The following is a 22,524-nucleotide window of genomic DNA, read 5'->3' on the forward strand; positions in this document are numbered from 1 at the left end:
GCCCGGTTGACCTTCACTTGAAAGGGCTCGAGGCGCTCGGTGCAAAGATTACGGTGACTCACGGATACGTGGAAGCCACCTGTGATGGGCGCCTACCGGGAGGTACATTCCACTTCCCGATTTCGAGCGTGGGCGCCACGGTGAACGTGTTGATGGCTGCAACGCTTGCCAAGGGCACGAGCGTTTTGCAGAACGCAGCCCTTGAACCCGAAATCGATAACCTCGTCGACTACCTCATCGGTATGGGAGCAAAAATTCAAGGGCGCGGCACGCGCACCCTTACGGTGCAGGGCGTAGAGACTCTACGCCCGGGTAATGGAGTCACCATTCCCGACCGTATCGAAGCAGGCACCTACCTTTGCGGTGCCGCCATTACGCGTGGCCGCGTGAAAGTCACCAAGATCATTCCCGAACACATCGCCTCGACACTCGACGCCTTCCGCGACATGAACTGCAAGGTGACCGTCGGCCCCGACTGGGCCGAAGTCGACGCCCGCGGCCAAGAACTCAAGCCAATTACCATCCAGACGCTTCCGTTCCCGGGCTACCCCACCGACATGCAGGCGCCACTCATGGCAACGCTCCTCTCGGTTCCGGGCAACAGCGTCATCCAGGACACCGTCTACAACGACCGCTTCAAGCATGTGGCCGAAATGGAACGCCTGGGCGCAAACATTACGCTCAGCGGCAACACCGCCACCATCAAGGGCGGGCTCCCGCTCGAAGGTGCCGACGTCATGGGCTCCGACCTGCGTGCATCTGCCGCACTCGTCCTCGCCGCGTTAATCGCCGAAGGCGAAACCAAGATTAGCCGCATCTACCACCTGGACCGCGGCTACGAAGATTTCGAAGCTAAAATGGCAAAGCTCGGAGCCGAAGTCAAGCGCGTCATCATCGACGCCGACGAACCGTAAGGCCATCAGCGAATATTTCCGACTCCGCGCCAGAACGACTTATACGAAAGAAGCCCGGCATTTGCCGGGCTTTCTTGCTTATCAGCTAGTTATTTATTGAGCAGGTTTTGTAACGCCCCACAGCCATCACGTTAAAGTGTCCAGATTCTCCCGGCACCGATCCCTGAATTTTAAATTTCAATGACACAAGCTCCTTGGCGGCAACTTCACCCGAAATCTTTAAACCATTTCCCCAGCCTGCCTGTTGGAACTCACCCCACTTAATATCTTTAACAGTACCCACAGTCGATTTCGGGAGACTCTTATTAGGGACATCGTATTTCATTTCTTTTTCTAGAGAATCCGTAAAACCCATCTCCAATACGCCTGTGCGGTCTAGAGCGTATACAATACATATTCCTTCCCAAGCTGAGACATCCGCAGGTTCCGGGGCCGTCGTAGAGGTCTTGCTGCCGACAATATTGAATCCTATACCGACAAACGGATAATCAAAGCCCTCGTTCAGTTTGTATTCTCCGCAAATGCCCCCGCAATAATCAATAATGGGATCAAAAGCACCTGCGTCGTATTCATTGCCACGGGCTACAGGCCAATTTATCGTAGAATTTCCACCATCAGCAGCATCATTATATTCAAACCATAGACCGGCATTTTCAGCACCGGCATCAATTCCCGTATCTACACGGTAATAACTAGCCCATCCGCTCCACATGTCTGCGTCTGAAGGCACTAAATCCAACGAATACGAGCTAGAGGATACCTCTAATTCTTCTGAACTCGACGAATCCTCGGAATTAGAAGAATCTTCCGAACTAGACGATTCCTCCGAGCTGGACGGTTCCTCAGAATCAGAAGACGGCGGAACGATTATGACAATTTCTGCACTCGACGAACTCTCATCCGGATAAACAAGAACCGAATCCTCGGCATTTTTTTCTGAATTGTCCAAAGAAGGCTCTTCTTCGACCTTCTTTCCACCATCGTCATCGATGTTTTCACTTGAAGAAGAAATTTCCATTTCAGTCCAGGTGCGACGATCGCACTTGTAGGCCTTCGATTCATTTTTCACCCAAACGATGTCGCCATCATTCTTGGGGAAACATTCCGGCAGGGAATCGTAGGTTTCCGCCTGCAATGTATAGTCGATATCGGACGACATTTCCTTTTCGGCAATAAGTTCCTCGATATTCGTGCTGATATTGGCGTCATCCGATTCCGAACAGGCGGCAAGTGCCAAGAGCGCTGCCGAGCCAAAAGCCATTTTTAAAGCAAACTTTTTCATAAAAGCTCCTAACTTTTTTCAAATGTAGACAAGGAACGATGTTTCATCAAGAATTCAAGTCTGTTTCCAGCACTTTTTTATACAGAAAACGGTCCCTGCAATAGCAAGGACCGTTAAACTTAATGGTTTCTGACTAAGGAGCAACCGGAGTTTCCGCCGCAGGAGTAGCGGTTTCGCTCACCGGAGCAGGGGCTTGAGCCGGAACCGCCTCACGCACCACAGGCACGCAAGCATCTACAGGTTCGCCAGCAGTCTTCTTGTCTTCCTTCTCCAAAATTTCCTGAAGCATTTCCGCCGACTGTTCAAACTCGGCTGACTGTTCGCAGGACTTTGTCGAAAGGATCTTCTGCAAATACTGTTTCTGCATGTCAATATCGCATTCATCACCATAAAGGCCAGCAAGTTTGAACAAGGCTGGGCAGGTTTTAGCGCCATCGGGGAAGGCTTCCGACATACGCGCAAAGACCTTTTTCGCCTTGTCCACCTGATTCACCTCTATCAGGCAGAGTGCCATCCAGTAAAGAGAATTCTCGGCGAGTTCACCCTCTTTCATCTGTTCATACACCTGTTTGAATCCGCTATAAGATAGCTTGTACTCACCACGATGATAATCGGAACGGGCCGTATTGAACATCGCTTCCGCCTCGACAAGTTTTTCAGCTTCGCGTTCCAGGCTATCCATCGAAATGGGAGCCGAAGGAGCACCGCTTACGACAACTTTTTTCGCGAGAATTTTGTCGGACTTGCCGAGCAGCATGTCCAGACGGTAGATAATTTCTTCCTGCCTGGAATCGTTACGTTCGGACTCGTCGGAAACCCGGCGGGAAAGCATCGTAATTTCAGCTTGCATCCGCTTTTGAGCAAGGGATGCGGCATCAAGGCGGGCCTTGGTAGAATCCAATTCCGCGCGCAACGAATCGTTCTGTGCAGAAAGCTTCTGCACTGCAGAATCCAGTTCCTGCTGTACACCCGTCTGCACTTCGCTGCCCACCGCTTTCATTTCCTGAGTACGCAGCACAGTCATCTGACTACAACCCGTAAAGGCAATCGTCATCGCGGCAATACCCGCTGTCAAAAGAATTCGTTTCATATCGACATTCAATAACTAATGATTAATGGTTATGGGCCGCGTCACAGCGACCACACTCGCTATTCCTTGATATTTACGCGGAAGTTGGCTCGGCGGTTCTGGGAGTACGCTTCTTCGGTAGCCCCTTCAACCTTCGGCGCTTCCTTACCATAGCTCACGGATTCCATGCGCTTGCCATCGATACCATAGGCCGCAAGGAATTCTTTCACCTTCATGGCACGCTTTGCACCGAGAGTGAAGTTGTAGTCTTCAGTACCGCGAGCATCGGTGTGGCCTTCGATCGTGATCGTGAAGCGTTCTTCCTTAATCAAAAGTTCGCCCACCTGAGCCAGAAGTTCCTTAGCCTTTTCGGTCAGTTCCGAACGGTCGAAATCAAAGTAAACATCTTCGCTCATAATCTTGTTGATAAGTTCTTCAAGACGGGCACGCTCTGCTTCGAGACGAGCACGTTCTGCAGCAAGACGTTCCGCTTCGAGGCGAGCCTGTTCCGCAGCCAGGGAATCGGCGTTCGGAGCAGCGGCTTCGGCAGAAGCTGCTTCGGTCGTCGCAGCAGGAGCAGCTTCAGTCGTAGGATCCGTCTTGGGCGGTTCCTTCTTGGCACAAGCGACAAGACAGAGACTAGCGGCGGTAGCCACCAGTGCAAGCTTCACAAGGTTCTTCATTTTTCACCTTCCTTTTTTTGTTGTTTAGAATCTTCGTAAAAGAAAGACCAGGTCGGCGACGTATTTTCTCCAGAATTGGTAATACGCGTCACATTCGATCCGTCTTTTCTCATGATGTAAATCTGGTAAGAGCCTCCACGGTTACTCGCAAAGGCAATCAGTTTACCGTCGGGAGACCATGTGGGATGTTCATTGTTACCCGCATTATTCGTAAGCTGCACGATATCGGAGCCATCAAGGGCGCAAGTATAAATATTCATATGGCCGTTATCCATCGATGTATAGGCGATGCGGTCACCTTCGGGCGACCAGGCGGCACGTTCATTATAGCGGCCCATAAAAGTCACGCGGCGCAAATCGGAACCATCCTTGCCCATCGCAAAAATCTGCGGACCACCGCCACGGTCACTAGTAAACAGGACCTCCGATGCGAACGGACTCCAGGCAGGACTTGTCTGGTTCGACTTCAGGTATGCAAATTTCTTGGCCTTGCCCGTCGACGGGTTACCAATGAACAAGTCCGTCTTTCCGTCAACCGTACTGGAAAATAGAAGTTCTCCCGTTTTCGGATTCACGGCTGGGCTGTAAGTCTGATCCAGTTGCGGAAACACCGATTTTTCCTTACCACCAAAAATCTTGGAATATAGCTTCGGACGGTGCGTCTTGAAATTCACATAGTAAAGTCCCGCATTGTCCTTCATCCAGACAGGCATCATGCTAATTGTCGTGTCACTCGTAATCTGGGAACGGTGGAAGCCATCGTAATCCGACACCACGACCTGTTTGACTCCATCCATCTTAGATACATAAGCAAGCTTGGTCGATGCGACTCCGCGTTCACCCCAGAGGCGATAGATAACCTCGTCAAAAAACTTGTGCATAGCGCGGCGCAAGTCCTTCTGGTCCACAGTATAGGCTTCACCGAGAAGCAAATCTTTCGTCTGCGCCACATAGAGGAAGCATTCCAGTTTCAGACGACCGCCTTCCACAGGTGTCACCTTTCCCGTCACATAATGCTTGGCGCGTGCCTTACTGAATAGCGGCAGATTGAACTTATCCGAGGAAATCACATCGAAGCGTCCCGAAAGCTCCGCATCGCGAGTCACTATTTGGTGCGGTTTTTCCTCAATCCACTCAATACCCGACTTTGTTTCCGTAAAAGGAACTACACCTATCGGCATCGTCTTGAATACAGAAATGCCTACATCAACAGCAATGGTATCAATCGTCGCATACGATACCGACGGCACGAGCGCTACAGCAAGCGCCATAGTCGCCATTACAGATTTCATAAAACTTGTTTTATTCTTCACAAAAATCATTTTCAAAATTCACTATAGATTGCTTCGTCACCTTACGGTTCCTCGCAATGATGTTCTTTTATAATAATACAATATTTTCTTTTAAACTCACCTCAACCAACTTAATTTGGCGTAAAATTAAAATGCAACACAAGTGACGGGGCCCTAAAGTTAGGCGGAAGCTCGGGCACCTTGGATATCTGCACCGCACGTACGGACAAATGGTCCCAGGTCTTGTTGCCAGAACTACGCTTGAGCGTAATCGCCGAAATACCACCGAAGCGGTCTACCGTGAACTGCACAGTAGTCTTTACATCGCGACGCACATTCAAGTTTGAAGGCGGATTAAAATTGCTCATGATAATTTGTTTTAAACGTTCCAGATAGACCTGCATCAGCGGATCCATGTCTACGGACCCTACCGGATTCAAGCTAGGCGCTTCAACAGCCACCGGCAGGTCAAGATCATCGACCGCAAAATCATCCACCGGTTCCGGCTCAGGTTCCGGTTCTGGTTCCGGCTGCGGTTCTTCTACCGGTTCCGGCGTTTTTTCCTCGATCTTCGGTTCAGGCGGCAACTGCTTGTCTACCTTGGGTTTCGGCTCAGGTCTAGGCTTCGGTTCCTGCGGTTTTGGTTCGGGTTTCGGCTCCACGGGCTTAGGCTTCGGGGGCTGCGGCAAAGGCTTCGCCTGCTGAACCTGCACCATTTCAAACACGGGAATCGGTTCCGGTTCATGTTTGAAATTCACGAAATGGAAAGCGATGCAAACACCCGCAATCAGCAAGTGGAACACAACGGCACACACGACGATTTTCACCGTCATGCCATCGTCACTTGACGAAAAATACTGGATGTTTCTATTCTCGCTCACCTAATCTTTTCCTGGTTTTTCCTTGGGATTCATTGTCAAGAAGCCGAGCTTTGTCACACCCAACTTCTGTACCTGGGTCACGACCTTCATCACAAGCCCATAGTTCACATCTTCGTCGGCATTGATGACCACCGCCATCTCGCCGTTCCAAAGCGACTTGAAAACATTGTTAAAACTACCGAAATCCACCATCATGTCCGCGATGTAGAGTTCTTCGTTCTTAGTAATAGAGACCTTCAAAAGCTTTTCCTGCTCCATGGTCGGGGCTTCCGCCTTCGGCAAATCCACCTTGACTCCCTGACTCATGAGCGGTGCTGAAATAATGAACACAATCAGGATGGCGAACACGATGTCGATCATGTTCGTGAGGTTCATTTCCTGCTTGAGTTCTTTTCCGCGACTACGCTTCACAGAACCTCCTAGCCAGCGACTTCTTCGAGGGCGAGCAAGTCGCCGCGCTTAAAGAGACTGAGTACCTGAGAGCCAAAATTGAAGTAGGATATTTCGTTCTGTCCGTTACGGGAGGCAAAATAGTTGTAACCGGCAGATGCGGGAATAGCGACAACAAGGCCCGCCACCGTCGTAATAAGAGCCATGGCGATACCGGGAGCGACCACGGTCAAGTCCGCAGAGCCATGCTGACCTATCTGGAAAAAGGCAACCATAATTCCCCACACCGTGCCAAGAAGGCCGAAGAACGGGGCGAGGTTCGAACAAGTAGCAAGGAACCCCAGATAGCGGTCCTCGGTCAGGCGCAAACCTTCGATAGAACGCTGGATCGTGTCTTCGAGAAGCGAGGCGCGATGCTGAATAGAGTCGTAGCTCACGAAGTTACTGAACTTGGAGGCTTCCTTGAGAACTTCGCTTGTAAGGCTGCGGAGCGCACTATCATCTGCCGTCTCGCACAGCCCCTGCAGTTCCACAAACTGCTGCACATTCACGAACTGGCGGAAAAAGACCACGTTTGCGCGCTGGTTTTTCTTGTTCACGATATATTTGACAATTATGATACCCCAGGAGCCGAGCGACATGACCGCCAGGATTCCGAGAATAACGATAGTCGCAATATCAGATTGCGCGAGCATTTGTAACAAGGGTACCGAATTGTTCAAAATAGCCTCCCGATTTCAGGTAGAACAGTTGTAACTCGTTGTCAGACAACAATATAACAAAAGTCCAGGAAAGAATTTCCTGGGCAGAGACATTTTTTACGATGAAAAAGCAAAATTACGCTAAATCCAGTTCCGTCTGCAAGCTCTTGGGGTGAAAACTCTTGCGATGTTCCGCAGTCATGCCGAGACGGCGAATTGCGTCAAGGTGAGCCTTGGTTCCGTAACCGGCATGTTTGTCAAAGCCGTAGCCAGGGAACTTCTTTTCAAGGTCGTCCATGTAACGGTCTCGGAATACCTTCGCCAAAATCGAGGCCGCCGAAATGCTTGCGATACGGCCATCGCCCTTGACCACCGGAATCTGCATTTCCTCGGAAATTCCGTGAATTTTGAGGTTGCCGTCGACAGCAATCAAAGTGGTTAGTGGTTGGTGGTTCATGGTTAGGGACGCAAAGGAACCTTTCTGGAATATCGGGATTTGAGGGGCCGTTTCCTTGATTCCGGGCATGCCGAGAGCCTGTAGGGCTCGACGCATGGCCAGAAAGTCCGCCTCCAGAATGTTCATGCGGTCAATTTCTTCGACCGAAGCGCTCGCAACGGCAAAGCAGGCACAAGCATCTTGCACATCCTGGTACATGGCTTCGCGCTTCGGGCGAGTAAGCTTTTTCGAATCGTTAAGCGTAAGGAGTGCGTCTGGCGCCTTAAGAACAGCGGCACACGCCACCACGGGGCCAGCCAAGGGGCCGCGACCGACTTCATCAATACCGACTACGATTGCATTCTCCCCCGCTTGCGCGGCGAACTTGCGCATGGCAATTTCGCCATCAACTGGGGCATCAATTCCTTCGAGAAATGCCGGAACCTTGAATTTCATGGGTTACACGCCTATTTGAGCGGCATATTCTTTAATCGTCTTCCAGTACAGCCCATGTTCCTGTTCGAGCACACGGGCCGCCAAGACTTCGGGAGTGTCGTCTGCGAACACGGGAACCTTCGTCTGCGCAAGAATCCGGCCCTGATCAATTTCTTCGCTCACCAGATGCACTGTCGGACCCGATTCCGCATCGTGGGCAGCAATCACCGCCTCGTGCACATGAATTCCGAAAAAGCCCTTGCCGCCATACTTGGGCAAAAGCGACGGGTGAATATTCAGAATGCGGTCCGGGAGTCTTTTAATGAGGCTTACGGGCAAGGCCTTCATGTAACCGGCCAAAACCAACAAATCAATGTCGTAGCGATCGATGACTTCTAAAAGGGCGGCTTCGTAAGCAACCATATCGGGGTGCGTTTTACCTGAAATATGATAAACGGGAATCCCGTAGGACTCCGCATGTGACACAGCCCCGCAACCACCGTTATTGGTAATCAGGAACTTGCATTGGGCATCGAGGTCCCCCTCGCCAATGCGATCAATAATCGCCTTAAAGTTACTTCCGCCGCCGGAAGCCATCACGCCTATTTTAAACATGGCGGCAAATATAGAAAAACTAAATGAGGTTGATGAGGAAAAGAACTACCCCACCAAAGGCAACCAAGTAGTTGAAGATGAAATTCCAGAAGGACGCGCTTTTATCAAACGACGAGCTTTCAGATTCTTTAGTCATGGCCCGAATTTAGAAATCAGTCAAAGACATTTAAAGAGACATTCATCACACTGCGACGGACGTCACAAAGTGCCCAAAAACTTACAATGATTACGGTGCCTTTTCTTCTATTTTCACAACCGGTTCGTCCATCATCTTTTCTGCGATGACTTCAGGAGTTTCCTCGGCCACGGCTGCGTTAGACTCTTCCGGCATCCACGGCTTATCTAGGCTTCTTTCCCAGGAAACCGTAGGCGCCTGCGGTACTTCATGCGAGGTATCCACGACGGGGAGGCCCAGCAATTCACGCGCACGATTGAGTGCAGCATCAATGTTGCCGAGAGCATTTTCCTCGCCAAGTTGTTTCAACACTCCTGCACGAGTGAGAGCCACCACGGGCTGGGCGTGCACACCCGACAGCAACAATTGAGTTCCTTCGCCCTTGCAACGATTCAAGAGATCCTCAATCATCTGAATACCTGCAGCATCGATACTCGACACGCTACGCATACGCAAGATAAGGATTTTGGGCTTTTCCGAAATACGCGCCATCGTATCCTTGAACTTGTCCACCGCACCAAAGAAGAGCGAACCGGCAAGTTCGTACACCACCACGCCCTTCGGCACCTGACGGCTGAGGTCGTTGTGTGCAGCTTCTTCGTCATCTTCCTTAAGGGCTTCGGTCACCGTTTCCATTTCGGAAACGTCGCTCATGCGTTTAATAAAGAGCACCGCGGCAAGGAGAACACCGACTTCAATCGCTACAGTAAGGTCGATAATCACCGTAAGGAAGAAGGCCACGAGCATTACGATGACATCGCTCTTGGGGGCCTTGAACATTTTGATAAAGCTGCGGTAGCCGCACATGTTGAAAGCCACCTGGAAAAGCACCGCTGCGAGAGCCGCCATCGGAATCATTTCGGCGTACTTGCCAAGCACAAGCATAATAAGGAGAAGCACCACCGCATGCACGAGGCCCGAAATCGGGCTCACAGCACCGTTACGGATGTTGGTCGCCGTACGGGCAATCGCACCCGTCGCAGGGATACCGCCGAAAATCGGGGATAGAATGTTCGCGACACCCTGGCCAAAAAGTTCAGTATTGGAGCGGTGCTTGGTCGAAGTCATACCGTCGGCCACCACGGCAGAAAGCAGCGATTCAATGGCACCGAGAATGGCAATCGTCAAAGCAGGCTGGAAAACCTTCTGCATCATTTCGAGGCTGATGTTCGGCAGGTGCGGCATCGGAAAACCGCTCGGGATGTGGTTTTTCATGCCGATGGTCACCACGCCATGGCCCGTAATCGGGTCGTCCCAGCCAAGAACCTTCACCAGGACCGTCGCCACGATAATCGCAATCAAGGATCCGGGTACCTTCGTAGTAATCTTCGGCCACAAGATGCAGACGGCGAGCGCAACGAGGCCCACAATCACCGCATAAATGTTGATGGTATCGAGCGAGGAAGCGTAAAGCTTGATTTTACCCACGGCATCGGCCGGGTCCTTCGCCAAAAAGCGGAGCCCGAAAAAGTTCGGCACCTGGCCAAGCGCAATGATAATCGCGATACCGGCGGTAAAGCCCACTGTGACCGGGAACGGAATGAACTTGATGATGGACCCGAATTTCGCGAGGCCAAAAATAACTAGGAGAATACCGGCCAAGAGTGTCGCCGAAGCGAGGCCGTCGTAGCCATACTGGCTCACAATACCATAGACAATCACGATGAAAGCGCCGGTGGGACCACCAATCTGGAAACGAGATCCACCCAGGAGCGAAATGGCGAAACCCGCGATAATGGCCGTGTAGAGGCCCTGCTCCGGCCCCACACCCGAAGCAATCGCAAACGCAATTGCAAGCGGCAATGCCAAAATGCCGACAATAATGCCCGACATCAAGTCACTAATTAGATTTTTCTTAGTATATCCCCTACGCACCGTACGCAGAAGCTCGGGGGTAACTGTAGTCGCAACGCCAGCAAGGAAACCCTTGACAGAATCTTTGGCGTGAATTGTCGTCATTCGGCACTCCGTTCTTAGAACGCGGCCAAATTTAGAAAAATTTACAACCCTTGTTAAGGGGAAAAACTACAAAAGTCCCTTCTTTGCAGAACGCATCAGGTTCCTAAGCTGCCTATTGTCGAGCTTCGGGACTTCTGCATCCTTCTGAGCCCTCGACTTCGGAGCGCAGTTTTCGCAAAGGTGCTTGGTTACGGTACCAAAGCTTGCCGCACCATTAGATACGGTAGTTTCCTTGAAACGATAAGAACGGAGCAGCGCTTCCTGCTTGCATTTGTCACAAACACCCATCTTGGGAGCGGCGGGTTCACGCGGGCGTTCCTTCTTCGGAGCATCACTGGTGGAATCCCAGGCCTTGCTCTGGGCGGCTAACTTGCGTGCAAAATGATCATCTGTCAAACTCATAAGACCTTCCTTTATTTTATTTCTTTCATTATACAATCATAGAGGTACAGCGCTAGGAACGTATTGCAGATGGCTGTCGGCATCCCATTTTCAGAGTACAGGCTGCGGCCGAACTTTCCGCGTTCCAGCTGTTTCTCCTTAAAAACCGCCGCATAGGCAGAAAAATCCATCACCTTCACCCTATTAGGGTCCTTTGCTTCAAAATTCCGGACGCACTCGTTCAGCGCAGTGAGTTGCGAAGGAGCGACCGGGAACATATCCTCCGGAATAGTCAACAGATGAAGTGGAGCAAAGGTCTTGCTCAGGATTTCATTTACAAAAGCTTCATAAAGAGTGGCAATTCCTCTATAATCGGCACCGCCACGCTTAAGTTCCTTAAGTCCAAGCCCAACAATAATACGCCCCGCCTTCTTACCGATGACATCGGCCGCGGCACGATCCAGGAGTTGATGCATACTTTGGGGAGCGGGGGCATTGATAGAAAACTGAATCGGTCGATTGGCTTCTCGACAAAGGAGGATTTCCGCAAAGCGGTTGGCAGCCTCGCCCTGTTCACCTAAAAGTTCATCGCCTATAATCAGTATCCTATTTTCCATTTCCTCTATAATCTACACTCTTAAACGGCGTTTGACCACCTTCAGCGCCCAGAAATTTTCCTTTTTTTGCCTTTTTTCAATAATATGGCCATCCGCAACCAAGGATCCGGGCACATTTTCTATCGGTGATCCGTCATCAAGGAATATCGTAAGCGAGGCGCCTTCGGGAAGCCCGGCCATGACTAATCGGCTACGGACGGCATTGGCCGGGCATGCCACCCCACGCAAGTCCAAAAGCTCCGGAAAGCATCCCTTTAGGGCCTCCGGAACGGGAAAATTCTTCGTTTTTTCGCAAAAATCGACAATTTCATGGGTAAACTCGGAAGGGCGGTCCAACCACTCTCCCACAGGATAATCCACCAAGCGAGCCGCAAGCACCCTCGCCAGAGCCTCTTCGGGCGAAACGACTATCCCAGACCCCCGCCTAATCCATTCCGCGCAAGCAAAAGAAATTAAACGTTGAAGTGCTTTTTTGAAGCCAAATTCGCCTTTTTGCGCTTCTATCCACTTTTCTAGGGGATTTTTTTCCAATCCCATTAATTCGCCTCAAATTTATTTGATACTTTTTGCTAAAATTCTTGCCTAAATGTAGCAAACTTTGTGTAGGGTTTCTATATTTGGCGCCAAGTTCCGAAAGGAGCAAAAAGTTTTATTTATAGGTTATACGGTTTTATGGCAATCAGTACAATCCTACTCGACATCATGTTCGTCGTCTACGTCATTGCGGGCATCGGACTGGTCATTTATGGTTTCAGCTGTTACTATAGCATCTACTTATTCTTAAAGAACAGTCGTTGCACGCGACTCTCCGACCGAAAGAAAATCCTGCAATTCTACCGCGAGCATTCCATGGACGACCTGCCGCAGGTCACCACCCAGCTTCCGGTCTTTAATGAAGCCAACTGCGTTGAGCGCCTACTTGAAGCCGTGTGCGCCATCGACTACCCCAAGGACAAGCACGAAATCCAGGTCCTGGACGACTCTACCGACGAGTGCTACGAAGTCGCCAAGAAGAAAGTTGCAGAACTGGCCGCCAAGGGTTACGACATCAAGCTGATTCACCGTACCAACCGCTCCGAGTTCAAGGCTGGCGCCCTTAAAGAAGCCATGAAAGTGGCCAAGGGTGAATTCCTCGCCATTTTCGACGCCGACTTCGTCCCCGAGAAGGACTTCCTCCTCAAGACGATCCCCTACCTGGTGATGGACGATCAGATTGGTCTGGTCCAGGGTCGCTGGGGCCACTTGAACCGCACCGAATCCGGTCTTACTCTCGCTCAGTCTATCGGTATCGACGGCCACTTCGTGGTGGAACAGTCGGCACGTAGCTGGGGCAAACTCTTCATGAACTTCAACGGTACCGCAGGCGTATGGCGTAAGCAGGCCATCTACGGCGGTGGCGGCTGGGAAGGCGACACGCTGACCGAAGACATGGACCTTTCTTACCGTTCTCAGCTCGCCGGTTGGAAAATGAAGTTCGTGTTCGATGTGATTGTGCCGGCCGAGCTCCCCAACGACATCAACGCATTTAAGGCACAGCAGTTCCGCTGGGCAAAAGGATCAATCCAGACCGCTATCAAGATTCTGCCGCGCGTGCTCAAGGCCAAGGTTCCTCTCCGCGTAAAGATTGGCGCCATTCTGCACACGACGCACTACTCGATTCACCCCTGCATGTTGTTTACCGCCCTCTGTGCTTGGCCGCTGCTCGCCTTCTTTGAACCGGTCGCACACCTGCCGACCTGGGCCTACACAGTCGGTTTCAGCTTCATCTTCCTCGCCGCTATCGCTCCTTCTGTTCTTTACTTTGTGGCCCAGCGCTGCTCCGGCTACACCGGCTGGAAGATTCGCCTGCTCAGCCTCCCGATCCTCATGGCTCTCGGTGTAGGAATCGCAGTGAGCAACTCCCGCGCCGTGTTCTCTGCCGTAATCGGCGCCAAGGGCAGCTTTGTCCGCACACCGAAAAGCGGCGGTTCCAAGAAGAAGGCCAAGAGCCATTATGCCCAGAAGTTCCCGTGGCAGGCCGTTGTCGAACTCGGTGTCGGCGTCTACTGCATCTTCGGTCTTCTGGAATACATTGGCGCCCAGAAGTTCATTATCGGACCGTTCCTCGCCCTCTATTCCGTCGGCTTCCTCTCGGTGAGCGTGCTTAGCTTCATGCACTACATCGGCAACATCATCGAAATGCACAAGGCCCGCGCTGCAGAAAAGGCGGCCCAAAAACAGGCTAGCGTTCTCGACTAGCCCCCGAAACATAGGGATTTAACCGCCGGATTTCGTCAAGGAATCCGGCGGTTTCCTTTTGGTACCAATCGTAGAGGCGAACCGTTAATCGATAGTACTGCGTATAGGCTTGCAACGCTGCCAAAGAAACAATTGATGCTGCAGCAACGGCAACAAGCATCTCGACTAGCGTAAAGCCGTTACAAGGTTGATTTTTCTCCGATTCTGTCCGAAAATTCACTTTCTTTTGCACCGGACAAGCCTCCGCAGTCGAACAGGATAATGTATGTGCAATTCACAACGGACCCAGGCCAGAGGTTGAACTCCAGGAACGGCCTTTAGAACAACATTTACTCCGTTACGAACAAATGCAGAATCCCTGCACAAGGGCGGATTATGAACAAGGTCTTCAACGACCCTTAACGACTCTATAAACGCACGGGCCTTTTCCTGTTCCAAAGAATATTCCCGTCTGAATCCTGTGAAAAAGAAACCAAACACGATGACGGCCCCCATGAGAACGGCAAGAGCCACACAAACTTCCATCAGGGTAAAGCCGCGCACACCCATCTTATCGTAAGTTCCATTCGAATGGGACGATTCGCCCACCGGCAAAGTCGGGAAGCAACATCGAATCAATACCGACCATTTCATAATTTTCCAACGCCATGACAAACGAAGGATAGCGAAAACGCACTTTTTCGGAACCGTTCGGAAAAGAGACTTCCTGACGGGCCACTACGACTCCCGAAAAATCCAAGTTCCTATAAATCTCTACCCGGGACTCGCTAAACGCTTCTAGCCAACGAACCTTCGTCTGTCCCCGTAACACGAGAGGGCCTCGCGCATAAACACGCAAAGTATCAAACTCGGCATATCCACGCACTTCTACCGATCCATCTACGATAAAGCGCCCCGTGGAAACGCGCCCATCAAGATTCAGCGACAAGTCCCCATCAATGACACGAAGCGCAACCGATTCCATAGGACCAAACAGGCGCTGATTACCTGACTTTGTTTTCAGATTCAATGGAGGCTCCACCATTACAATATCACGATTCAACTGAGAACGAAAGCCATCGTATATTTTGCGTCGAACCTTATAAGCTCTTAAAAGAGGGCACGGAGAATCGCAGGAGGCACCAGCAAGGACCTGAACCGTCACCCCCTCCATCTCGGCAGACAATAGCGCCCACGGCCCCATTTGTCCACTCACTACTTTAGGCAACCGGATATTCCACGGATTATTTTCGAAATAATCTTGAGGAAGACCTTCCTGATAAGCAATTAGAGCCGATTCCGCATCGTAAATCCATTGCTGCCTTTGCTCGGCAAGCAACACAAGACGACGAATCCCTCCAGGAAACCTTATGAGATTGGTCAGCAAGATTGTCACAATCAGGAGAATTCCTAGCACAAACGGCAATACGCTGCCTCGGTTTCGCAACATGAAAAAGGGGAACATCAATCAGTTCTCCGCTCCAACACCGAATCCAGGCAGGCTAACCTGACATAATCTTTCCCTATCTCAAACAGCGAAAAAGATCCGAGAGAATCCCCGGGCCGAAGGACTTTTGATTTCTCAGATATCGATATCACCGCCAATTTTTCAGCAACGATCCCTTTCAACCGAAATTCCGGCATGTTACAAGCCGCAGTTTGATCCTGCAATCCATGAAAAAAATCCACATCATCCGTAGGTATTTTTTCCGCATTCACTATTTCCGGTGCGGGCAGGAGTTGCTCTGGCAAGGCATCAAAGCGGGCTACATCTAGATCATCAAAAAGAAATGTCCCCGCAAGATTATACCCCAGCAAAAACAGGAGTAGAACACCTCCAAGGATTATCAATATTTCTTTTTTCGCCGTCGCTTCGATTTTCTTTTCAGTTCTTTCCGTTAAAGAAAGATGTCGCCAAAATGGGTCCCGGGAAGCTCGTCGAAAAAAAGCCTGCCGTAATGAATCGTCATAGTCCCCCCTATCACCTGAAATCTCAATAATGGAATCTCTAGAAAAAAGAGGATCCTCTACCAAAAAGCGCCGAAATCGAGCAAGACGTTCTTGCAGACTGCCAGAACATTTCTTTGATGGGAAATCGAATCGTTCCTCGGACCAATAACAAAAACGACCTTCAAAAAAGACCAGCATATACAGGATTCCACCAACAAGCATATGAAACCAGAAACTTCCATTATATTCCCTGTCAGGAATATTTGCCGCAGCCGCATCCGCCACTGAATACAGCCATATCTGCGACGGCAACCGACGAAGGCGGCCCCTGTGAGCATCTCTCTCCGTGAAGGCTACCAAAAACCGCGAAAGCCGCCCTTCCGCAGCATTAAAAGACACAAGGGGCCAAAGGCTGTACGAGCCTCCACCGTCTCGCAATCTTTTAACGGCCGTGGGAAACTCTCTCTCAAACAGGTCATTCACTTGCCTTGGCGAAACCGTTTCGTCAAAATTTGAGGACAATTCCCATGTAAAAAGGTTTGCTCGATACGGCTTCGCTCCAAACATCCACATACTACAAACCGGCCCTTTCCACATGGGGCGTAATAAAAATGGCCAGTTCATTTTCATCCTCTTCTTCGGAGGAATAACTGAACAAGCGACCTACTAAAGGAATACTTCCCAAAAAAGGGACCGCCGAGCGCACCTCAGACTTACTCTTGCGAATAAGTCCACCCAGACAAAGCGTCTCGCCATCTTTCAACACTACCACCGTTTTCAGATTTCGGGTACTGATATCGCGAGGTCCGTCACCCGAGCTGCGACCAGCCGTCTTTATTTCGGGCGACACTTCGAGCGTAATGCGCCCCTCCTGCGTCACCGACGGCGTAAGTTCTAGCGAAATTCCATCATTGAACGATCGATAATCCGTTATCGGGAAACCATCCGCTGAGACCTGGCTTACCAAATAGTAGACCGTATTGGTCACATTCAATTCAGCTTTGTTCCCATTTAAGGTGGTAAGCCTAGGCCGCGCGAGAACTTCTGCTCGATTGCTCTCTTCCATTGAAGCAAGCTCCATTTCAAAGCGATCCGGCAAAAGCCCAATTTTACCGAATGCCCCGGCCACAGCGAAATCATGATCTAAAAAATCAAAGTAACCATGCATTCCTATATCGCGTTCGCTTGTTTTGCGCGTTGCTCCACTGCGAAGTCCTATTTCAAAACCATGTCCTTTCTTGAATTCCACCACTATACACGACAATGTCACCTGCAATGCAGGGACATCGATCTGTTTCAACATATCTTCAGCCATCTGAATTTCGGATCGCGAGCCTCCAAGCATCAGCGCATTTTGCTCCTTAATTTCAGTCGCCACGAAATCTGCACTTGGCGTAAATTTTCCCAAATACGCCAAAGCCTTTTCCGAATGAATATGTTTCAACGGATACAGGGAACTTGTCGAGAGAGCATGGTGCGCCCCCGTCTCGGAGACATACAGCGTATTACTATCGAGGACATAGCTATAACGACGCCCCTTGAATAGCGAGTTAATCAAAGTCTCAAGACCAGTCTTGTTAAATTGGAGTCGAACATTCTCATTAACATCGCCATAAACAGCAAGATCAAATCCCGAAAGTTCCGCCAATTCAACAAGAACATCCGCTAGCGAGGCATCAACGATTTTCGCAGAATAGAGATTTCCATCGCGTTCAATTCTTATCCTGTCTTTTGCGGTATCATCTTTAGCAGTACGATTCTCCCCTACACGAATACATTCCCCCTCGCGCCAAACGCGAAATCCGTGCGCAGACATAATACTCCTAAAGGCCGTTTCTGCGGGCAGGTTCTGCAAATTTCCCGTAATACGTCCCCCAACCCCCTGATTCACCAAAATATTCAATCCCGTATTTAGCGAAAATTCGCGAACAAAATCTTTTACATCCTGATCTTTCACAGAAAGCGTAACTAAGGAATCCTGCTTCTGAAATTCATGTTCACCTCTCAAGACTTCCTTACGTACATGAAAAACTCCATCCCGTTCAACTACTTCAAGACCATGCGCCAAGCACAATGCAGAAAGCCCCTCCATCGCACCAACCCCCTCCAAATGAAAGGTAACTCGATCTTCAAGCTGATCATCCACCAGCAAGGGTACATCATAGGCAAGAGATATCGCGCGGATGACATCTTCAATGGGTGTATCCACGAAATCCAGCGTGGCCGACCAAGAAATAGAGAATAACAGTAAAAAGAAATATCTTAAAGTTCTTGGCAATAAAACCTCGAACTAGGCTAAAACCCAGCCAGGGATATAAGAAAACCCACTATTCTGCGAGCCCTTTAAAATTAACAACAAAATCGGCACGCAACAAGACTGATACGAAGTCACATTCTATTTTGCAAACAACTGTTTGCGGAATTCTCTCCCCATCTCCGTTCCGGATTAGGACAATGATCCTCATGACCATCCGGCCAAACCCATACCTCATCATCAAATGGGCATGCATCACATTTTCCGCCCACAGGACAAAGGTCTGCGCCCCGTTCGAAAAATAGGCTTCCCTCGTTTTTCAGTTTTCTTGATAGCAATCTTCCATTACAGAATTCTTGTCGGAGATTTTCAAATTTCGCTGCATCCACCTCAAAGCGTTCTCGCAGGAATCTAGGGGCACCTTTCAAAAAAATAGCGGGATTCCATTTAATTCGGGAAACACCGACCGATTCGGCCCAGTGCAGAATTGTTTCCACCTGATCAATATTTTCTCGGTGAATCGTGACCTGCAACGACACGGTCGCAGAACCATTCAAAGCCACAAGTCGTTCGACATTACTTCGCCATTCAGACAGCGCAATCCCCCCCAATTCATATGCAAGCGTGCTTATCTTGATGTCACTACAGACAGCAAGCAAAACCTGCATGCCACTTGCGTGTTTCCACTTTCCAGGGAATGTCCCATTCGTCGTCAAGTTCATCTTGACATTCAAATCGACACAAAGCTGCAACAGTTCTTCAAACTTTGAATAAAGTAACGGTTCCCCCATGGTCGAAGGAATCACTTCTCGCAGCGTCCTATTACCAAAAGCATCACGAATTGATGCGTATTTTACGATTGAATTCTTCGCAATTTCAAAAGGCATCTCTCCATAGGTGCGCAAATGTCCTCTCTGATTTCGAAAGCACAATGAGCAATGTAAATTGCATTCATCTGGATTCGTCAGTAATGTGAGACGCTTCATGAAAAACACAATGTCGTCTATCGATTTTCTCTCAAGTACTTAATTGCAGCAAGACTTGCCCTAGCACCTTCCCCTACGGCAACGGCAACCTGCAAAACACCTCCGGTACAATCCCCCGCAGCATACAAGCCAGGTAGCGTCGTCTGAAAATTTTCATCTAGGACAAGTTTCCCCTTATCAAAACCGGCCCCCGCCTTTTTAGCAAGATCCGTCGCGCTGGCACTACCGAGCGCAACAAACAGCCCATCGAAGTGTCCTTCAGTACCATCCTCATAACGGACTGCCCTGAAAGTTCCTTCACCAACCAGGGCTTGCAAGTGGCGTTTTTCTACACGAACATTCTCGGGGAATTTTGCCGTCAACGGGACACCATTCGTCAAGAGAGTCACGCTTTCAACCACCTGTAACAGTTCCTGCGTTTCATGAAGCGCATATTCGCCACTTCCGAGAACAGCCACGTTCTTCTTGCGGTAGAAGAACGCGTCACATACAGCACAGAAACTCACTCCATGCCCCTCCAATTCGGCCATACCGGCAATTGGATAGCTATTGCGAGCAGATCCCGTCGCCATGATGCAGACTTTTCCATGGTATTCTCCGGATATTCCCTTGGCAATAAATTCGGAACCATCAAACATCAAGTCAGTCACTTCATCATCGGCAATATCTCCCCCCAAGTTTAAAGCCTGTTTTTTACCGACATTCAAAAGTTCTTCGCCCGTCAGAGGTTTCTCCAGCCCATAGTAATTCTGAATCATATGAGCCTTGGCCAAAGCTCCACCATCTTTACCAACCAGCTGTACATGGAGCCCTGCACGCAATCCATACAATGCAGCCGATATTCCCGCCGGACCGTAACCTAAAATTAACATGTCAGACATAAAATCCCTCCTATAAAGAGTTTATCTTAACCTATAAGATACAAATTATTTATTTTATAAAAGGTTGTATTGGGATAAAGCACAAAGGGTAACAATGGAAAGATTTACTCCGCGCGACATGTTTGTTGAAGCTGGCTATGGTCCTAATTTTGCCAACCAGCTCATCCAGAACGCCTACAGCAAATTGTTCGAAGGCGATCCCATCGACGAACGAGTCTGTTTCGACGCCTCCGATGACATGAGCTACATTATCGATATCGGCCATGACGACATCCGCTCCGAAGGCATGAGCTACGGCATGTATATTACTGCACTCACGGGCCACGAGCTGCAGTTCGACAAGCTATGGAAATTCGCCAAGCGTTATCTAAGAAACGACGATGGACCTCACGTAGGCTATTTCGCCTGGCAAGTATCCACGACTGATTTCAGCAAAATGGACCCGGGAGCAGCTCCCGATGGCGAAGAGTATTTCGCCATGGCACTCTTGATTGCCGCCGAAAAATTCAATCGTCCGGACCTCAAGGACGAAGCCGTTGGTCTTATAAACTGGCTCAGGAATAAGCCAAATAACGGGATAGTGGGCCCCATCATCGACCCCGAAAGAAACCTCGTCAAATTTTCTCCTGTACTCGGAAACGACTTTACCGACCCGAGCTATAACACGGTCGCCTTCTACCGAGCCTTTGCCGAAGCTACCGGCGACGACACCTGGTACACCATCGCAAACAACAGCCTCGACTATATACAAAAAGCGGCACATTCTGAAACAGGACTCTGTAGCGAATATTCCGAATATAATGGTACGCCGAGACCCACCCCCTGGTATCCAGAAAGCGGATGTTTCAGCGGCGATGCCTGGCGTGTGGCAATGAACCTGAGTCTTGACTATGCTCTATTCCGCGGCCATGATTGCGAAAAAGCTATTTGCGAAAGGCTTCTGAACTTCTTTGAGAATAGAAGGCCATACCTTGCCGATTATGCGACCGATGGAACACCATTCCCGCGTCAAGGACGAAACGCGACCCCAGGCGTCATCGCAATGAATGCCGCAGCGACACAGGTTCTACCCACGGAACACGAACTCATCAAGCCCTTCGTCAAAGACCTTGCCGCACTCTCCGTTCCCTATCGGTTCTGGCGTTATTACGATGGCATGCTTTATATGATCGGCCTTCTTGCTACAGCAGGGAAAATTCGATTCTAAAGTTTACACGCATACATTTCAAACCAAAACAAAAAGCGACTAAGAACATGAACAAATTAAATTTACCAGCACATCCGGCCATAGCCGCAGGAACCCTGATAGCAGCGCTTTTGCTGTCCGCCTGTGAAGATGTCCGTACTGAAGAGTATCCCAACGGGAAAATTCGTAGTCAGGCGACCTATGTCAAAGATAAGAAGGAAGGTCCCGAAAAGGTTTTCTACGAAAACGGGAATCTCAAGCGCGAATCGATCTATAAAGAAGACCGTCGCGAAGGTATCTCCAAGGAATACTTCGAAGACGGAACTCTCGAAGCAGAATACACTTACGTAAACGGATACATCGAAGGTCCTGTAACTCGTTACCACAAAAACGGGAAAATAGCCTCCAAGGCAGAATTCAAGCAAAACAAACAGGTTTCCTTCGGTGAATATTTTGATGAAAATGGAGAACCTGCCACGAGCGGATCATACAAGGATCCCCGTGACGGATACGCCTATGAGTGGATTCGCATCGGAACACAGCTTTGGACAGCCGAAAACATGAACTACGCAACCGCATCCGGTTCACTCTGCGCTCAGTGCAATCATTGGGGACGCCTCTATAACTTCGAAAACGCTAAAAAAGCCTGTCTCGAAGGATTCCACATGCCCACCAAGGATGAATGGAATGTTCTACTCACCTACGCAGGTACCAGCAAACCCGTCGGAACAGTTCTCAAGGCCGGTTACGGATGGGATCCCATCAAGGGTACCAACAACTATGGTAACGGCAAAGATGAGCTCGGTTTCGGAGCCAAGGCGGGCGGAGGCCATTTCGCCAAGAGCGACGTTCCCTTAAAGGAACGCAAGCTCGAAGGAGCCGGACAGAAGGCCTATTTCTGGACCGCCGAAGGCGAAGTTCTCGTATTCTTCCACGACAAAGACATCGCCAAGTTCGAAAAATTCGACCCCGAACACGGCGCCAGCCTGCGCTGCATAAAAGACTAGCCAGTAAGTAGTGGGGTGTAGACAGAAAAGCTCCTCGGCAATACCGAAGGAGATTGCGAAAACCACCAGACCAACGGCATCGTCAAGTGCAACGACGGGAAGGAGAACGTCTGTAACCGGTCCCTTTGCTTTATATTGCTTGACAACCATTAGCGTAGCGGCGGGAGCCGTCGCAGTCGCAACCGATGCGAGAACGATTGCTGCAGGGATGGA

General features: G+C 50.0%; 24 protein-coding genes and 1 pseudogene. 5 read left to right on the plus strand and 20 right to left on the minus strand.

Annotated elements, in window-relative coordinates; genetic code table 11:
* The coding region (locus Q0628_RS12915) for a UDP-N-acetylglucosamine 1-carboxyvinyltransferase (RefSeq protein WP_298771602.1) at window positions 1-914 on the plus strand (914 nt) is incomplete at its 5' end.
* A gap of 85 nt (window positions 915-999) precedes the next feature.
* Here Q0628_RS12915 and Q0628_RS12920 read toward each other — a convergent pair.
* The 9 genes from Q0628_RS12920 to purN form a co-directional block, all read right to left on the minus strand.
* Window positions 1,000-2,196, minus strand: coding sequence for a hypothetical protein (locus Q0628_RS12920; protein WP_298771604.1), 1,197 nt, complete (start codon window positions 2,194-2,196; stop codon window positions 1,000-1,002).
* A gap of 133 nt (window positions 2,197-2,329) precedes the next feature.
* Window positions 2,330-3,286 carry a hypothetical protein gene (locus Q0628_RS12925; protein ID WP_298771606.1) on the minus strand — a complete coding sequence of 319 codons (957 nt, stop codon included), beginning with the start codon at window positions 3,284-3,286 and terminating at the stop codon, window positions 2,330-2,332.
* A 59-nt stretch (window positions 3,287-3,345) separates the two neighbouring features.
* Window positions 3,346-3,948: an OmpA family protein gene (locus Q0628_RS12930; protein ID WP_298771608.1), complete on the minus strand. Its 603-nt coding sequence runs from the start codon at window positions 3,946-3,948 to the stop codon at window positions 3,346-3,348.
* Window positions 3,945-5,240 carry a translocation protein TolB gene (locus Q0628_RS12935; RefSeq protein ID WP_298771610.1) on the minus strand — a complete coding sequence of 432 codons (1,296 nt, stop codon included), beginning with the start codon at window positions 5,238-5,240 and terminating at the stop codon, window positions 3,945-3,947. The genes Q0628_RS12930 and Q0628_RS12935 overlap by 4 nt, the downstream gene beginning before the upstream one ends.
* A 131-nt stretch (window positions 5,241-5,371) precedes the next feature.
* On the minus strand, window positions 5,372-6,121 hold the full coding sequence (locus tag Q0628_RS12940) for an energy transducer TonB (RefSeq protein WP_298771612.1): 750 nt from the start codon (window positions 6,119-6,121) through the stop codon (window positions 5,372-5,374).
* Window positions 6,122-6,532: a biopolymer transporter ExbD gene (locus Q0628_RS12945; RefSeq protein ID WP_298771614.1), complete on the minus strand. Its 411-nt coding sequence runs from the start codon at window positions 6,530-6,532 to the stop codon at window positions 6,122-6,124.
* A gap of 8 nt (window positions 6,533-6,540) precedes the next feature.
* Window positions 6,541-7,206: a MotA/TolQ/ExbB proton channel family protein gene (locus Q0628_RS12950; protein ID WP_298771616.1), complete on the minus strand. Its 666-nt coding sequence runs from the start codon at window positions 7,204-7,206 to the stop codon at window positions 6,541-6,543.
* A gap of 142 nt (window positions 7,207-7,348) precedes the next feature.
* Window positions 7,349-8,104 carry a ribonuclease HII gene (locus Q0628_RS12955; protein WP_298771618.1) on the minus strand — a complete coding sequence of 252 codons (756 nt, stop codon included), beginning with the start codon at window positions 8,102-8,104 and terminating at the stop codon, window positions 7,349-7,351.
* A 3-nt stretch (window positions 8,105-8,107) separates the two neighbouring features.
* Complete coding sequence (gene purN, locus Q0628_RS12960; protein WP_298771619.1) at window positions 8,108-8,698, minus strand: phosphoribosylglycinamide formyltransferase; 591 nt, start codon at window positions 8,696-8,698, stop codon at window positions 8,108-8,110.
* Here purN and Q0628_RS12965 point away from each other — a divergent pair.
* Entirely contained in the window at window positions 8,697-8,924 is a 228-nt protein-coding gene (locus tag Q0628_RS12965; RefSeq protein WP_298771620.1) for a hypothetical protein, read from the plus strand. The genes purN and Q0628_RS12965 overlap by 2 nt on opposite strands.
* Here the strand turns inward: Q0628_RS12965 and sulP are convergent, their stop codons facing one another.
* The 4 genes from sulP to Q0628_RS12985 all read right to left on the minus strand — a co-directional run bounded on the left by sulP (window position 8,925) and on the right by Q0628_RS12985 (window position 12,367).
* Window positions 8,925-10,832 (minus strand): SulP family inorganic anion transporter, encoded by a 1,908-nt coding sequence (gene sulP / locus Q0628_RS12970; protein WP_298771622.1) that lies wholly within the window; start codon window positions 10,830-10,832, stop codon window positions 8,925-8,927.
* Window positions 10,833-10,898: 66 nt separating this feature from the next.
* Window positions 10,899-11,234 carry a hypothetical protein gene (locus tag Q0628_RS12975; protein WP_298771624.1) on the minus strand — a complete coding sequence of 112 codons (336 nt, stop codon included), beginning with the start codon at window positions 11,232-11,234 and terminating at the stop codon, window positions 10,899-10,901.
* A gap of 11 nt (window positions 11,235-11,245) precedes the next feature.
* The gene (locus Q0628_RS12980) at window positions 11,246-11,830 is read right to left on the minus strand and encodes a hypothetical protein (protein WP_298771626.1); all 585 of its coding nucleotides are present in this window, start codon (window positions 11,828-11,830) and stop codon (window positions 11,246-11,248) included.
* Window positions 11,831-11,842: 12 nt separating this feature from the next.
* Entirely contained in the window at window positions 11,843-12,367 is a 525-nt protein-coding gene (locus Q0628_RS12985; RefSeq protein ID WP_298771627.1) for a sulfurtransferase TusA family protein, read from the minus strand.
* A 135-nt stretch (window positions 12,368-12,502) separates the two neighbouring features.
* On the opposite strand from Q0628_RS12985, the gene Q0628_RS12990 reads away from it, so the two are divergent.
* A complete protein-coding gene (locus tag Q0628_RS12990) occupies window positions 12,503-14,068 on the plus strand; it encodes a glycosyltransferase (RefSeq protein WP_298771628.1) in 1,566 nt (521 codons plus the stop codon).
* On the opposite strand, the gene Q0628_RS12995 is transcribed toward Q0628_RS12990, so the two are convergent.
* The 6 genes from Q0628_RS12995 to Q0628_RS13020 all read right to left on the minus strand — a co-directional run bounded on the left by Q0628_RS12995 (window position 14,052) and on the right by Q0628_RS13020 (window position 20,118).
* Window positions 14,052-14,288, minus strand: a complete 237-nt coding sequence (locus Q0628_RS12995; protein ID WP_298771630.1) for a type II secretion system protein J — start codon at window positions 14,286-14,288, stop codon at window positions 14,052-14,054. The two genes, Q0628_RS12990 and Q0628_RS12995, sit on opposite strands and share 17 nt — an antisense overlap.
* A gap of 330 nt (window positions 14,289-14,618) precedes the next feature.
* A complete protein-coding gene (locus Q0628_RS13000; RefSeq protein ID WP_298771632.1) occupies window positions 14,619-15,464 on the minus strand; it encodes a hypothetical protein in 846 nt (281 codons plus the stop codon).
* A 47-nt stretch (window positions 15,465-15,511) separates the two neighbouring features.
* Entirely contained in the window at window positions 15,512-16,627 is a 1,116-nt protein-coding gene (locus Q0628_RS13005; RefSeq protein ID WP_298771634.1) for a hypothetical protein, read from the minus strand.
* A complete protein-coding gene (locus Q0628_RS13010) occupies window positions 16,572-18,275 on the minus strand; it encodes a type II and III secretion system protein (protein WP_298771636.1) in 1,704 nt (567 codons plus the stop codon). Before Q0628_RS13010 ends, Q0628_RS13005 begins: the two co-directional genes overlap by 56 nt.
* A 110-nt stretch (window positions 18,276-18,385) precedes the next feature.
* Complete coding sequence (locus tag Q0628_RS13015; RefSeq protein ID WP_298771638.1) at window positions 18,386-19,237, minus strand: radical SAM protein; 852 nt, start codon at window positions 19,235-19,237, stop codon at window positions 18,386-18,388.
* A gap of 17 nt (window positions 19,238-19,254) precedes the next feature.
* Window positions 19,255-20,118: an NAD(P)/FAD-dependent oxidoreductase gene (locus tag Q0628_RS13020; RefSeq protein WP_298771640.1), complete on the minus strand. Its 864-nt coding sequence runs from the start codon at window positions 20,116-20,118 to the stop codon at window positions 19,255-19,257.
* A 94-nt stretch (window positions 20,119-20,212) separates the two neighbouring features.
* On the opposite strand from Q0628_RS13020, the gene Q0628_RS13025 reads away from it, so the two are divergent.
* Window positions 20,213-21,325 (plus strand): glycosyl hydrolase family 8, encoded by a 1,113-nt coding sequence (locus tag Q0628_RS13025; RefSeq protein ID WP_298771642.1) that lies wholly within the window; start codon window positions 20,213-20,215, stop codon window positions 21,323-21,325.
* A 47-nt stretch (window positions 21,326-21,372) separates the two neighbouring features.
* Entirely contained in the window at window positions 21,373-22,311 is a 939-nt protein-coding gene (locus Q0628_RS13030; RefSeq protein WP_298771644.1) for an FISUMP domain-containing protein, read from the plus strand.
* A 36-nt stretch (window positions 22,312-22,347) separates the two neighbouring features.
* On the opposite strand, the pseudogene Q0628_RS15790 reads toward Q0628_RS13030, so the two are convergent.
* A pseudogene (locus Q0628_RS15790) lies at window positions 22,348-22,524 on the minus strand (sodium:proton antiporter); the annotation flags it as partial.

It is taken from the genome of uncultured Fibrobacter sp., assembly GCF_937877005.1.
In the GTDB taxonomy this organism is placed as follows: Bacteria; Fibrobacterota; Fibrobacteria; order Fibrobacterales; family Fibrobacteraceae; genus Fibrobacter.